Origin of the sequence: Comamonas testosteroni ATCC 11996, from assembly GCF_000241525.1 — a bacterium.
GTDB classification, from domain to species: domain Bacteria; phylum Pseudomonadota; class Gammaproteobacteria; order Burkholderiales; family Burkholderiaceae_C; genus Comamonas; species Comamonas testosteroni.
In genome coordinates this window covers 42,383-55,856 of sequence record NZ_AHIL01000016.1, presented here as the reverse complement: position 1 = coordinate 55,856, position 13,474 = coordinate 42,383, and the positions used below count along the sequence as shown (strand labels likewise).

Here is a 13,474-nt window from a genome sequence, read left to right as displayed (position 1 = left end):
CCTACGTTCACGTGGGGCTTGGTACGTTCGAACTTTTCTTTTGCCATGATTTCTCCGAAAGAGCAAAAACCTGTGTGATGTTTAAGGTCTGCACCTCATTGCTGACTCGCCCCGCACAGGAAACAGGACGGCATGGGATCGCAGACCGGCAAAAATCGCGGCAATCCTCAAAGGACTGCCGCGATTGGAAGCCGTAGATTATGACGGATTCGTCAAACCTGCGTCAATTACTTGGCGCGGGCAGCAACAATGGCTTCAGCCACGTTACGAGGAGCTTCAGCGTAGTGCTTGAACTCCATGGTGTAGCTGGCGCGACCTTGAGTCATGGAACGCAGCGAAGTGGCGTAGCCGAACATTTCGGACAGAGGCACTTCAGCCTTGATGGCCTTGCCGCCACCAACCATGTCGTCCATACCCTGAACCATGCCGCGACGCGAGGACAGATCGCCCATCACGGTACCAGCGTAGTCTTCGGGCGTTTCCACTTCCACAGCCATCATGGGCTCCAGGATGACGGGGTTGGCCTTGCGGGCAGCTTCCTTGAAACCGAAGATAGCGGCCATCTTGAACGCCATTTCGTTCGAGTCCACATCGTGGTACGAACCGAAGGTCAGACGAACCTTGACGTCCACCACAGGGTAGCCAGCCAGCACGCCGGAAGTCAGAGCTTCGATCACGCCCTTCTCCACCGCAGGGATGTATTCGCGAGGAACCACACCGCCCTTGATTTCGTCGACGAACTCGAAGCCCTTGCCAGCTTCCTGGGGTTCCAGAGTCAGAACCACGTGACCGTACTGGCCCTTACCGCCGGACTGGCGAACGAACTTGCCGTCCACGTCCTTGACCGTGCTGCGGATGGTTTCGCGGTAGGCAACCTGGGGCTTGCCCACGTTGGCTTCCACGTTGAATTCGCGCTTCATGCGGTCAACGATGATTTCCAGGTGCAGTTCGCCCATACCGGCGATGATGGTCTGACCGGATTCTTCGTCGGTACGCACGCGGAAGGAAGGATCTTCTGCAGCCAGACGCGACAGAGCGATACCCATCTTTTCCTGGTCGGTCTTGGACTTAGGTTCCACAGCCTGTGCAATCACGGGCTCGGGGAACACCATGCGCTCCAGCACGATAGGCGCAGCGATGTCGCACAGGGTTTCACCGGTGGTCACGTCCTTCAGGCCCACGCAGGCAGCGATGTCGCCAGCACGGATTTCTTCCACTTCCACGCGGTCGTTGGCCATCATCTGCACGATACGGCCGATACGTTCCTTCTTGCCCTTGACGGCATTCAGAACGGTCTCACCCTTGGACAGAACGCCAGAGTACACGCGCACGAAAGTCAGCTGGCCCACGAAGGGGTCGGTCATCAGCTTGAAGGCCAGAGCCGAGAACTTCTCAGCATCGTCAGCCTTGCGGCTCAGCTTCTTCTCTTCGTCATCGGGGTCGGTACCGGTAACGTCAGGGATGTCCACAGGAGCGGGCAGATAGTCGATCACGGCGTCCAGCATGCGCTGCACACCCTTGTTCTTGAACGCGGTGCCGCACAGCATGGGCTGAATTTCGGTGGCCAGGGTACGAGTACGCACGCCGAGCTTCACTTCTTCTTCAGTCAGAGTACCTTCTTCCAGGTACTTGTTCATCAGCTCTTCCGAAGCTTCGGCAGCGGCTTCCACCAGGTTTTCACGCCACTTGTTGGCGGTCTCCACCAGCTCGGCGGGGATGTCCTGGTATTCGAACTTCATGCCCTGGGAAGCTTCGTCCCAGATGATGGCCTTCATCTTGACCAGATCGACCACGCCCTGGAAGTTATCTTCAGCGCCGATTGGGATCACCACGGGCACAGGGTTCGCGTTCAGGCGAGTCTTCATGCCTTCATAGACCTTGAAGAAGTTGGCACCGGTACGGTCCATCTTGTTCACGAAGGCCAGACGAGGCACCTTGTACTTATTGGCCTGACGCCACACGGTTTCGGACTGGGGCTGCACGCCACCCACAGCGCAATACACCATGCAAGCGCCGTCCAGCACGCGCATGGAACGCTCCACTTCAATCGTGAAGTCCACGTGACCGGGGGTGTCAATAATGTTGAAACGGTGCTCGGGGTAGGACAGATCCATGCCCTTCCAGAAGCAGGTCACAGCAGCCGAAGTAATCGTGATGCCGCGCTCTTGCTCTTGCTCCATCCAGTCGGTCGTAGCAGCACCGTCGTGCACTTCGCCCAGCTTGTGGGTCACACCGGTATAGAACAGGATACGTTCTGTAGTGGTTGTCTTACCTGCGTCAATGTGAGCGGAAATACCGATGTTGCGATAGCGCTCAATGGGGGTCTTGCGAGCCATGATGGATCCTTGCTTGATCGTATGGGAGTACTGCCGGCCCCGCATTGTGCGCAGGAGGCAGCAGCTCTATATGGGGGCGCTCAGAATCGACACAAGGCCGCAGCAAGTTTTTGCATGCGGCCCTGTATCTCGAGCGAGATTCCGATTAGAAGCGGAAGTGGCTGAAGGCCTTGTTGGCTTCGGCCATACGGTGCACTTCGTCACGACGCTTCATGGCGCCGCCACGGCCTTCCGTAGCTTCCAGCAGCTCGTTGGCCAGGCGTTGAGCCATGGACTTCTCGCCACGCTTGCGGGAGGCTTCCTTGATCCAGCGCATGGCCAGAGCCAGACGACGGACGGGACGCACTTCCACGGGCACCTGGTAGTTGGCACCGCCAACACGGCGGGACTTCACTTCAACCATGGGCTTGACGTTGTTGATGGCAACAACGAAAGCTTCCAGAGGGTCCTTGCCAGGATGCTTCTTCTCGATCAGGTCCAGAGCGCCGTAAATGATGCGCTCAGCAACCGCCTTCTTGCCGCCTTCCATGATCACGTTCATGAATTTGGACAGCTCTACATTGCCGAACTTGGGATCCGGCAGGATTTCACGTTTGGGGACTTCGCGACGACGTGGCATTTTTTACCTCTATCTTTGCTTCAGTTGGCATCTTTTCAGATACCGCGAGAGCTATTCAAAACTCTCACTTACTCGACCCGCACAAAACATTCGTGCTCAGGGCCACTACGTTTGACCGCGCCAGTCAGGCGAATCAAACACCGTTTGTTTTCAAAAAACCAGGGCTGATTACTTAGCCTTAGGCTTCTTGGCACCGTACTTGGAGCGAGCTTGCTTACGGTCCTTGACGCCTTGCAGGTCCAGGGAACCGCGCACGATGTGGTAACGCACACCGGGCAAGTCCTTCACACGACCACCGCGCACCAGCACAACGCTGTGCTCTTGCAGGTTGTGGCCTTCACCGCCGATGTACGAAATCACTTCGAAACCGTTGGTCAGACGAACCTTGGCCACCTTACGCAGAGCCGAGTTAGGCTTCTTGGGAGTGGTGGTGTACACACGGGTGCACACGCCACGGCGTTGGGGGCAGTTTTCCATAGCAGGGCTCTTGGATTTAACAACTTCGACCGTGCGGCCCTGACGCACGAGTTGGTTAATGGTTGGCATTAATTAAACGTCCCTAAACGTGAATTTGCTTCGTGAAAGCAAAAGGTTTATCCGCAGCAACAGATGCCGATGCGGAAACGTGAACCCCTTCGGAAATTCCGAAAAGCCCTCAAATGTACCAGCTTGTGCAAATCAGCACAACCACCCAACGACAATAGCCCCGCAGGCAGCAAGATGCTTTGCATGGCACATCAAAGTGCTCTTTCCGGCAGGAGCGGCCTCCTGCCAGCCCGGGAACTTACTTGATCCAGAGGCGGATGGTGTCCCACAGACGGCCGAAGAAGCCTGCCTGCTCGACGGCCTCAAGCGCTACCAGCGGCACCTCGGCCACCACATCCGCACCCGACTTGACCTTGAGCACTCCCATGGACTGCCCCTTGGCAATGGGTGCAATCAACGGATCCTGGCGCACCACCTCGGTGGTCAGCTTGCCGCCGGTGCCCGAGGGCACGGTCACGACCACGGCGCCGTCGGCCTTGCCGATCTTGACGGCATTGGCCGCGCCCTTCCAGACAGCGGGAGTAGCGACGGGTTGATCGGCATCGAACAGCTTGACGGCATCGAAAGCGGTGTAGCCCCAGTTCAACAGCTTCTGGCTTTCGTTGGCACGCGCCTTTTCGCTGGCCGTTCCCAGCACGATGGACAGCAGGCGGCGCTGACCCACATTGGGCAGGTCGCGCTTGGCCGTGGCCACCAGGCAATAGCCTGCGGCGTTGGTGTGGCCGGTCTTCAGGCCGTCCACGGTGGGATCACGGAACAGCAAGGCATTGCGGTTGCTGCCGTTGGAGGCAGGCGTGCCGGGGTAGCTGTACTGCTTGGTGGAGTAGTAGTGCATGTACTCGGGGAAGTCATGCATCAATCGCTGGGCCAGGATGGACAGATCACGCGCCGTCGTCAGGTGGCCGGGCTCGGTCAGACCTTCGGGATTCTTGTAGCTCGTGTTCTTCATGCCCAGGGCCTTGGCCTGGTCATTCATCATCTTGACGAAGTTCTCGGCCGTGCCGCCCACAGCCTCGGCCAATGCCATGGTGGCATCGTTGCCGGACTGGATGATCATGCCGCTGAGCAGGTCATTGACGGGCACCTGCATCTTGGGGTCGATGAACATGCGCGAGCCGGGCATCTTCCAGGCGCGCTCGCTCACGGGCATGCGCTGCTCCAGCGTGATTTTCTTGGAGCGCAAGGCGTCGAACACCACATAGGCCGACATCAGCTTGGTCAGCGATGCCTGCTCGACGGGTGCATCGACGTCCTTGGCACCCAGCACCTGGCCGGCAGTGACGTCCACCAGCAGGTAGTTGCGGGCAGCAATTTCGGGAGGAACAGGGGCCGCCACCTGTGCCATGGCAAACACGGGCGCCACTGCGGCAGCAACGGCCAAAACACGCAGTGTGGAGTAGATGGGCTTCATGAAGAGGACTCTCGCTAAAGCAAAGGTAAGCGCGGTTATTTACCGTCGAAAACGGCCAAAGCCAAGGATATACCTCGGCCTGGCGCTATGAAAAGGGAGTTAACCGAGACAGGGCAGCAATTCACGTGCGTCAAGGTGTGGGAGCGGCTCTTACAGGGACTTCAGGTGGCGCACCACCAGGCTCTTGAGCAGAGGCAATTGTCCGTGAAAGAAATGGCCGACCTGCGGAATCACGGTAACAGGCAGTATCTGCGGGCGCGCCCAGTCCATCACGGCGGACAGCTCGACGGTATCGTCCGCCTCGCCATGGATCACCAGGGTCTGGTCATGGGCCTCGACGGGCACGGGCGCCACCTCGAAACGGCTCGCGGCGGTGCCGACCAGCACGGCCTTCTGCACCCGGCCTGTACCCCAGAGTTGGGCCAGTGCATGGCTGGTGACGAAAGCGCCGAAGGAAAAGCCGGCCAGAGCCACAGGGCCTTCGGGAGCCACCTGCTGCACCACGGCCAGCAAATCCTGCAGCTCGGCCTTGCCGGCGTCATACTCGCCGGCACTGGCGCCCACGCCACGAAAGTTGAAACGCACGACCGTGTAGCCGCACTGAACAAAGGCACGCGCCAGGGTCTGGACCACCTTGTTATCCATGGTGCCGCCAAACAGCGGGTGCGGATGGGCGATGATGGCCACGCCTTTGGGGCTCTGGCCTTCGACCAGTTGCGGCGCATCGCGCAGGGCCTCAATGGCACCGGCGGTGCCGGTGAGCGTCAGTCGTTCGGTCTGGGAATTCACGATTGCTATCCTAGTTGTAGCTTTTTGCGCTTGCTGTAATTGGGCTGACGCTTGAAAACACTTAAAGTTCCTGAACAAGCAAGCCCAAAGTCGGTCGCACCAGACAAGAGCCGCCTTGCCGCAAGCCTGTCGGGGCGACCAAAGGACTCAAGACAGCCAGATCACCGCCCCACGCTTTCGGGCAGTACAAGGCGCTCGACCACCTTGCCGTTCTTGAGGTGGGATTCGACGATTTCATCGATATCGCTGTCGTCGATGAAGGTGTACCAAACGGCCTCGGGGTAGACCACGGCCACGGGACCGCCGGCGCAGCGATCCAGGCAGCCGGCCTTGTTCACACGCACCAACCCCTTTCCGGCAAGCCCCTCTTCCTTGACTTTGCGCTTGCAGTGGTCAAAGCCCGCCTTGGCGCCGTGCAGAGCGCAGCAATCCTCACCGTTGGGACGCTCGTTCAGGCAAAAGAAGATATGACGCTGGTAGTAGCCGCCGGCCTGGTCTTGATTCTGGATGTCGCTCATGGTGGATCATTCTAGGCAGGCTGTTGGCGACGTGAGAGTCGAATCACTACATACGCCAGTGTCACGTAAGGCCAGAGCCAGCCCAGCCATTGGCCCAGGCCGTAGAAGCGGATGAAGCGGCCTTGCTCCCAGGCCTGCAGGGTCTGGGCGAAGTACACATTGGTCGGCGCCTGATTGAGGATGCTCAGATGCAGCACCAGCACCAGCAGCAATAGCACGGCGCACATGCGGCGCGAGGCAGGCAATGCAATCACGGCCAGGCCCAGCCCGCCCCAGACACCCAGGCGCACCGGCAGATCTACCCACTCCCAGGCATGGGCCGGGCCCCAGCTCAACGCAGCCGACAGCGCCGTCACCCCCACCCCTGCCGCCACCAGAAGCAGCCCGGCCAACGCGCGGCGGCCCATATGGCGCACGGCGCAATAGGCCAGCAGGCAGGGAATCCACAGCCCCAGCATCACGCATAGCATCTCCGTGACCAGCGACAGCGGCGTCATGGCGAAGTCGCCCAGAGGCAGCCAGTCTTCGAACGGCGTGTTCAGCAGCCAGTCCTGCAAGGTGTCGTCGATGCGCTCCAGCACCTGACCCAGGCCAAACGGCACGGCCGCTGGAAACAGCAGCGCAAACGGCCACAGCGCCAGCAGCACCAGCACACCAGCACCGCCCTCGCCCAGCCACTGGTTGCGAAATGCACTCCAGCGCGAGAGAGCCCCCAGCTTCTCCAGCAGCGCAGCCAGCAGAGCGCCGATCAAGGTACCGCCGGCATTGAGCACCAGGTCCAGATTGGACGGCACGCGGCGCGGCAGATAGATCTGCAGAAACTCCATGCACAGCGACAGCAGCGTGCCGGCAAGAAAAGCCAGCGGCACGGCCAACCTGGGCTGACCCGAGCGCATCAGGGCCAGCGCCAGGAAAAAGCCCAGCGGCGCATAGCCGACGATATTGGTGTTGACGTCGAACCAGGTCCAGTACGGCGGCGGAATCCTGGCGAACAGGAATACGCTGGGATCGATGCCCTGGGCGCGCCAGCCGTCGAACGGGAACAGGCTGGCAAACACGATGAGCAGGCCATAGACCAGCGCCAGCGGCCAGGCCGAGGTATGGCGCATGGAAATCACCGGCACCGCGGAATCGGACACAGTCGCCTCCTACTCTCGGCACAAGACTCAAAAGGGCTTGACCACCACCAAAATCACGGCGGCGATCAGCAGCAGCACCGGCACTTCGTTATAGAAACGGAACCAGCGATGGCTTTTATGGCAGGTGTTGTCCGCCAGCTTGCGCAGCAGCACGGCACAGCTGTGGTGGTAGCCGATGACCAACACCACCACGGCCAGTTTGGCATGCAGCCAGCCACCCGCGAAGCCCCAGCCCAGCCACAGCCACAGACCCAGACCCAGCGCAGGCACGGCCAGCATGGAGGTGAAGCGCAGCAGCTTGCGCGCCATCAGCAGCAGGCGCTCGCGCTCTGCCACCGATCCCGGCGTGACCATGGCGATGTTGACAAAGATGCGCGGCAGGTAGAACAAACCAGCAAACCAGCTGGCAACAAAAACGATGTGGAAGGCTTTGACCCATAGCATGGAGCCAGTGTAAAGGCCTGTGCCGCATCACAGCTGCTGCACGCCGCGTCTTTACCCCGCAATGCGACAGCCGTCATGGAATAGTCACGCACCTGCAAGCCAAGCCATGGCGAATGGGGCACAATTTTCCCCATGCATTTGTCCAGCCCTACTCCTTTTCCCCAGAATCGTCCGCGCCGCCTGCGCCGCGATGCTTTCACCCGCAATCTGGTGCGCGAGAGCGTGCTGACGCCGCACGACTTCATCTACCCCGTATTCGTGCACGAAGGCCAGAACAAGCGCGAGGCCGTACCCTCCATGCCCGGCGTGGACCGCCTGAGCCTGGACCTGCTGCTGCCCGTGGCCGAGGAATGCGTGAAGCTGGAGATCCCCTATCTGGCGCTGTTCCCCGCCATCGAAGCCAGCCTCAAGACCCCCGACGGCAAGGAAGCCCTGAACCCCGACGGCCTGATCCCGCGCGTGGTGCGCGCGCTGAAGAAGGAATTTCCCCAGCTGGGCGTGATGACCGATGTGGCCCTGGACCCCTACACCAGCCACGGTCAGGACGGTATCCTGGACGAGAGCGGCTACATCATCAACGATGACACCGTGGAAGTGCTGGTCGGCCAGGCCCTGGCCCATGCCGAAGCCGGCGTGGACATGGTCGCCCCCAGCGACATGATGGACGGCCGCATCGGCGCCATCCGCGAGGCACTGGAGCTTCAAGGCCATATTCACACCCGCATCATGGCCTATAGCGCCAAGTACGCCAGCGCCTTTTACGGCCCCTTCCGTGATGCCGTGGGCACACGCAGCGCCCTGGGCAAGGCCGACAAGAATGTCTACCAGATGGACCCCGCCAACACCGACGAAGCCCTGCGCGAAGTGGCGCAGGACATCGCCGAAGGCGCGGATATGGTCATGGTCAAGCCCGGCATGCCGTATCTGGACGTGGTGCGCCGCGTCAAGGACGAGTTCAAGGTGCCAACCTTCGCCTACCAGGTGTCCGGTGAATACGCCATGCTCAAGGCCGCTGCCGCCAACGGCTGGCTCGATCACGACGCCGTGATGATGGAAGCCCTGCTGGCCTTCAAGCGCGCGGGCGCCGACGGCATCCTGACCTACTTTGCCATCGACGCCGCCAAGAAGCTGCGTGGCCTGTAACAAAATTGATAGCTGTCAGCGCAGGTCATGCTTGCGCCTGAGAGCATTTCAGGCATGATCTGACGGCCCGGGCAGCTTGCACGGGCCGTTTTTGCATCTGCTTTCTGCACTGACATCGAGACTGCCTATTCCCATGCGCGTGCTGCATATCTCTCCCCTCTATGCCCAGCCAGTTGACGGACTGCCCACGCAGGCGGCAACAACGGGGTTTTACTGGGTCTCCTGCACACGCTCGGAGCTGGAGGCTCAGTTGCCGGCCATTCAGACCATGCTGACCAGGCTGGGCGGCTCCGCCCTCGTGGACCTGCATGTCTCCGACCTGCTGAATCCGGCCATCCCTTCCAATTACGACTACACCTCGGTGTACGACGTGCTGGTGTTCCGGCGCCTGGCTAACGCTCATCTGCCTCCACTCAACGGCAACCACGCCTCGCCCGCGACAGCCGTGGCCACACCGGCTGGCCTGCCTGCCCTGGCTGCCGGCACCGGCAGTGCGGCATCCAGCGCCCCGCCGCCATCCCACAGCCCGGCCCACAGCGGCCAGCGCGAAGCGCCGGTGCTGCAACGCGTGGAAACCCAGCCCGTGGGCTTTGCGCTGTATGACCAGATACTGCTGTCCGTGCATCCCGACGGCTGCTTTGTGCTGGAGAACTTCTGGCAGCGCCTGATTTCCGGCCCCGCCAAGACCGACGGCCGCCAGGTCAGCGCCAAGATGCCCGTGGAGCCTGCCGACCTGATGCTGCGCATGGTCAACGGCATGGTGGACGGCTATCTGGACCTGCGCCGCACGCTGACGCGCCAGATCGACCACTGGCAGATGGCGCTGCTCAAGCCCAACAAGCGCTTCAGCAACTGGGCCAGCGTGCTCGATGTGCGCCTGGCGCTGCACCAGCTTGATGAAATCTGCGAAGACCAGCGCGCCGCCGTACAGGACTGGACCGAGGCACTGGAGGGCTGGCCGCCCGAGCACACACCCGCGCGCCAGCATGAGCGCGAACTGCTGCGCGTGCGCTCGCGCGACGTGCTCGAACATATAGAGCGCGTGACCCACCATATTCACCGCATGGAGCAAAGCGCCGAGACCGCAGTGCAAATGCACTTTTCGGCGCAGAGCAACCGCGCCAACGACATCATGCGCACGCTGACCACGGTGACGGCCATCTTTCTGCCTCTGAACCTGATTGCCGGCATCTTCGGCATGAACTTCGAATTCATCCCCTTCGTGCACAAAAAGGACGGCTTCATCTGGGCCCTTGTGGCCATGGTGATCATCACCGTGGTGCTGGTGGCCTATTTCTGGCGCCGCCGCTACCTGGAAAGCGAAGAAAAAGAATGACCCCCTGAGGTGCTTCCGCGCCTTCCCCGAAGAGGGACGACATCCTCGCTGCGCGGCGGCGCTTGCTTGATGTCTCTGATGGGGACCGCCCAGCGGCAACGGGCTTTAGATAAAAAAGCTGCTTGCGCTTATATATCCATCACAAGCAGCTATGGTTTTTATATCAACCCAGATGCTGAGCGAAGAAGGCCAGAGTGCGCTCAATGGCCTGCGCAGCAGCAGGCGCGTTGTAGGAGCCTCGCTGGTCGCAGTTGAAGCCATGGTCGGCTTCGTAGACATGGACTTCCACCTTGGGCTGAGCCTTCTTGAAGGCTTCGACGGACTCCAGCGAGATGTAGTGATCCTTGCTGCCGAAATGGGCCAGCACCGGGCACAGCGCCTGACGGCTGGCCTCCAGCTCTCCCGTCATGCCGCCGCCGTAGTAGCAGACTGCAGCCGAGACGCTAGCCAGATTGCAGGCCGAGCGCCAGGTCATGAGGCCGCCCCAGCAAAAGCCCACCACGCCAATCTTGCCACCGGGCACCAGCGTCGCAGCATGGGCCACGGCCGCTTCCACATCGCGCAGTGCACCGGGCTCGGGCAGGGCTTCCACTGCGGTCTTGAGCGCAAAGCCGGCCTTCATGTCTTCGTCGCTGTAACCCAGCTCCACATCGGGCTTGACGCGGGCAAACATGGCGGGTGCCACAGCCACATAACCCTGGGCTGCGTAGCGGTCTGCCACGGAGCGGATATGCGAGTTCACGCCGAAGATCTCCTGCAGCACCACGATGGCACCGCGTGCCGGCCCCTCAGGCATGGCCACATAAGCGGGGGTTTTTGCGCCATCCACGGCTGTCAGTTCAACAAAGCTGCCCATTGCGAAGCTCCTTAACATGGTTCAAAAGGGGAATCCGCGACGCGACCGCCAGCAATGCTGTAATGGCTGATGCCGCGTCGATGATTCGGCCATTTTTTCACAGGAGTGTTGATGCCAGCTATCTCAGCCCCACAAAAGGCCGACAGTCGCGATAAGCCCCCCATGCCCGGAGGCGAGCTGTAATGGATATCAAGCCGCTGATCACCCTGGTCGCCATCATCAACCCGCTGGCCATCGTCCCGTTCTTCATCCACTACACGGCCGGCTTCGACGCCGAGCAGCGTTGGCAGACGATTCGCACCGCCGCCTTTGCCGCCTTCTGCGTGATTGCGGTCTGCGCCCTGCTGGGGCTGCAGATTCTGCAGTTCTTCAATATCTCGCTGCAAAGCTTTCAGGTCGGCGGCGGCCTGCTGCTGCTGATCAGCGCGATGAACATGCTCAACGCCCGCCCCGCCGAAGACCGCCCCAACAATGCCACGCTGGCAGCCGGCGTCGAAAAGGCCGCCGAGGGCAACAGCATCGCCGTCGTGCCGCTGACCATTCCGCTGCTGACCGGGCCTGCTGCCATGTCCACCGTGGTGATCTATGCCGATCAGGCGCGCACCATCTGGCAGCATGTGGCACTGGTCGGCTATGGCGTGGTGGTGGCCGCCGCCATCATGGTCTGCTTTTCGCTGGCCCACCCGATTGCCCGCGTGCTGGGCAAGACCGGCATCAATGTGATGACCCGGCTCATGGGCCTGATTTTGGCCGCGCTGGCCATCGAGGTGATGGCGGGAGGCCTGATCAAGATCTTCCCCATCCTGGCCTCCCCGGCAATATATCCTTGACTCCCTGAGCGGTTACGCCGCTTCCCCCAAGGGGGGGACGGCAGCTTCGCTGCGCAGCGGCGCTTGCTCGCTGTCTCTCGCCTTAGCGCGCGTCAGTTTCAGGCAGTTACTACTTCCTTTTTTTCAGTTTCACCACAGGCACCACCACAGCCGGTGATCGGCTCAGCAGGCAAAGCCTCGGGCACCAGCACCGCGCCGGTCACCGGGTCAAAGCCCGCGCGGCGCATATGCAAGGCCAGCGCGGCATCCATGTTCTGCGCATGGTGACTGAACCAGGGGCCCAGCTCGGCCGCCATATGACGGATCGTGGCAAGATCGCCCTGACTGCCCTTGACCGCTCCCTCGCGCAGCACGGCCAGCACCACCTTGTGCTGCTGGCTGTGGCAGTTGCCCGTGGCAAATCCCGTGGTCTGCATCCAGCGGTCCTCCTGATCGAAGTGCTGCTGGGTGTGGGCAATCAGCTCGTCCCAGAGCGCGCACAGCTGCTCGTCGCCCGCAGCTTCCACCTGGGCCAGCAGGGTGACGAACTCTTCATGCACCTCGTCCATGACGGGAAAATCCAGGATGAGAGCGGCATTCCATTCGAGGCTGGCCATGGCAGTTCCTTGTGCGAGGTTGAGGAACTGGCAGCTTAAGAACAAGGCCTGGCCCGGCCATTGACCCACATCAGCAAAGCAGCTGCCCGCAAGTAACCAGGACTTGCCCGGAATCAACAAAGCCCTGACTAGCAGGGCTTTGGGAGCGGAAATGCCTGGGGCTGTTCGGGCTCTAGCGCCCGTAGCCCTGCAACCAGCGACTGAGCTGGGCAGCCGCCTCATCCACAGCACGCGCCATGGCCTGGGCACCGCCGGCAGCGTCGGCAGCAGCAGCTGGCACTTCGACCGTGAACACCTTCTGGCCCAGCAACTGATTGCCCGCACTCTCACCGGCACCAATCAGGCTGGCACTCAGGCGCAGCAGCGCACGGCTGCTGCTGGCACTGTCAAAGACCTGGCTGAACTCGTCCACCGTCACGCGCAGCTGCGCAATCGAGCGCTTGTCGGCCTGCAGGGGGCGGACATTGTCCTTGCCCGAGAGCACGGGGCGCTCCAGCCCCAGGCGCATGCGCAGGCGCTGCTCCACCATCTGGGCTGGAGGCAGGCTCCAGCGCGCGTTCTGGTAGGCACGCAGTTGCTGACTGTCGCTGTAGTTCAGGCGGTAGAACATGGCCGTCAAGCCTTCGGGCAGGCCCGGAGCCTGGACTTCAGCCAATACCAGCGGCGCCGGCGCCACGGAGGGTGCGGCTGCATTGGCGAGCGGCGCCGTGAGGTCGGTCATGCCCAGGTCATAGCGCACCGGCTGCGTGGGTGCCGTGGGCAGGCCCGAGCAGGCGGCAAGCGCCAGCACCAGGGAAGAAGCGCCCAGCAATCGCCGTGCTCCGCGGCCGGTGAGTGAAATCTTTGTGTCTGCCATATTGATTCCTTTGGGACTTAGGCCAGCCGGAATGGGCAGCAGGCATTTCCATCGA

15 protein-coding genes are annotated in these 13,474 nt (G+C 61.4%); 4 read left to right on the top strand and 11 right to left on the bottom strand.

Going from position 1 to position 13,474, the window contains the following annotated elements:
- Positions 1-197: hypothetical protein (locus tag CTATCC11996_RS26140; RefSeq protein ID WP_211098342.1), on the top strand; the 197-nt coding region annotated here is incomplete at its 5' end.
- A gap of 30 nt (positions 198-227) precedes the next feature.
- On the opposite strand, the gene fusA is transcribed toward CTATCC11996_RS26140, so the two are convergent.
- The 8 genes from fusA to CTATCC11996_RS07325 form a co-directional block, all read right to left on the bottom strand.
- Positions 228-2,336 carry an elongation factor G gene (gene fusA / locus CTATCC11996_RS07360; RefSeq protein WP_003074666.1) on the bottom strand — a complete coding sequence of 703 codons (2,109 nt, stop codon included), beginning with the start codon at positions 2,334-2,336 and terminating at the stop codon, positions 228-230.
- A gap of 145 nt (positions 2,337-2,481) precedes the next feature.
- Positions 2,482-2,955, bottom strand: a complete 474-nt coding sequence (gene rpsG, locus CTATCC11996_RS07355; RefSeq protein WP_003059438.1) for a 30S ribosomal protein S7 — start codon at positions 2,953-2,955, stop codon at positions 2,482-2,484.
- A gap of 168 nt (positions 2,956-3,123) precedes the next feature.
- Positions 3,124-3,501 carry a 30S ribosomal protein S12 gene (gene rpsL / locus CTATCC11996_RS07350; RefSeq protein WP_003059441.1) on the bottom strand — a complete coding sequence of 126 codons (378 nt, stop codon included), beginning with the start codon at positions 3,499-3,501 and terminating at the stop codon, positions 3,124-3,126.
- Between the two features lie 238 nt (positions 3,502-3,739).
- Positions 3,740-4,912, bottom strand: a complete 1,173-nt coding sequence (locus CTATCC11996_RS07345; protein ID WP_003074664.1) for a D-alanyl-D-alanine carboxypeptidase family protein — start codon at positions 4,910-4,912, stop codon at positions 3,740-3,742.
- Positions 4,913-5,062: 150 nt separating this feature from the next.
- Positions 5,063-5,701, bottom strand: a complete 639-nt coding sequence (locus CTATCC11996_RS07340; RefSeq protein ID WP_003074662.1) for an alpha/beta hydrolase — start codon at positions 5,699-5,701, stop codon at positions 5,063-5,065.
- A gap of 161 nt (positions 5,702-5,862) precedes the next feature.
- Positions 5,863-6,219, bottom strand: coding sequence for a (2Fe-2S) ferredoxin domain-containing protein (locus CTATCC11996_RS07335; protein WP_003074660.1), 357 nt, complete (start codon positions 6,217-6,219; stop codon positions 5,863-5,865).
- An 11-nt stretch (positions 6,220-6,230) separates the two neighbouring features.
- On the bottom strand, positions 6,231-7,328 hold the full coding sequence (locus CTATCC11996_RS07330) for a VanZ family protein (RefSeq protein ID WP_034348385.1): 1,098 nt from the start codon (positions 7,326-7,328) through the stop codon (positions 6,231-6,233).
- 57 nt (positions 7,329-7,385) lie between these two features.
- Positions 7,386-7,802, bottom strand: coding sequence for a CopD family protein (locus tag CTATCC11996_RS07325; protein WP_003074656.1), 417 nt, complete (start codon positions 7,800-7,802; stop codon positions 7,386-7,388).
- A 132-nt stretch (positions 7,803-7,934) separates the two neighbouring features.
- Between CTATCC11996_RS07325 and hemB the strand changes: the two genes are divergently transcribed.
- On the top strand, positions 7,935-8,945 hold the full coding sequence (gene hemB / locus CTATCC11996_RS07320) for a porphobilinogen synthase (RefSeq protein WP_003074654.1): 1,011 nt from the start codon (positions 7,935-7,937) through the stop codon (positions 8,943-8,945).
- A gap of 133 nt (positions 8,946-9,078) precedes the next feature.
- Positions 9,079-10,281 (top strand): magnesium transporter CorA family protein, encoded by a 1,203-nt coding sequence (locus CTATCC11996_RS07315; RefSeq protein WP_003074652.1) that lies wholly within the window; start codon positions 9,079-9,081, stop codon positions 10,279-10,281.
- A gap of 163 nt (positions 10,282-10,444) precedes the next feature.
- Here CTATCC11996_RS07315 and CTATCC11996_RS07310 read toward each other — a convergent pair whose 3' ends face one another.
- A complete protein-coding gene (locus tag CTATCC11996_RS07310; RefSeq protein ID WP_003074650.1) occupies positions 10,445-11,137 on the bottom strand; it encodes a dienelactone hydrolase family protein in 693 nt (230 codons plus the stop codon).
- 182 nt (positions 11,138-11,319) lie between these two features.
- Between CTATCC11996_RS07310 and CTATCC11996_RS07305 the strand changes: the two genes are divergently transcribed.
- On the top strand, positions 11,320-11,967 hold the full coding sequence (locus CTATCC11996_RS07305) for a MarC family protein (RefSeq protein WP_003059455.1): 648 nt from the start codon (positions 11,320-11,322) through the stop codon (positions 11,965-11,967).
- Between the two features lie 98 nt (positions 11,968-12,065).
- Here the strand turns inward: CTATCC11996_RS07305 and CTATCC11996_RS07300 are convergent, their stop codons facing one another.
- Both CTATCC11996_RS07300 and CTATCC11996_RS07295 read right to left on the bottom strand, forming a co-directional pair.
- Positions 12,066-12,563 carry a hemerythrin domain-containing protein gene (locus tag CTATCC11996_RS07300; protein ID WP_003074648.1) on the bottom strand — a complete coding sequence of 166 codons (498 nt, stop codon included), beginning with the start codon at positions 12,561-12,563 and terminating at the stop codon, positions 12,066-12,068.
- A gap of 172 nt (positions 12,564-12,735) precedes the next feature.
- The gene (locus CTATCC11996_RS07295; protein ID WP_003074646.1) at positions 12,736-13,419 is read right to left on the bottom strand and encodes an ABC-type transport auxiliary lipoprotein family protein; all 684 of its coding nucleotides are present in this window, start codon (positions 13,417-13,419) and stop codon (positions 12,736-12,738) included.
- Positions 13,420-13,474: the final 55 nt, after the last annotated feature.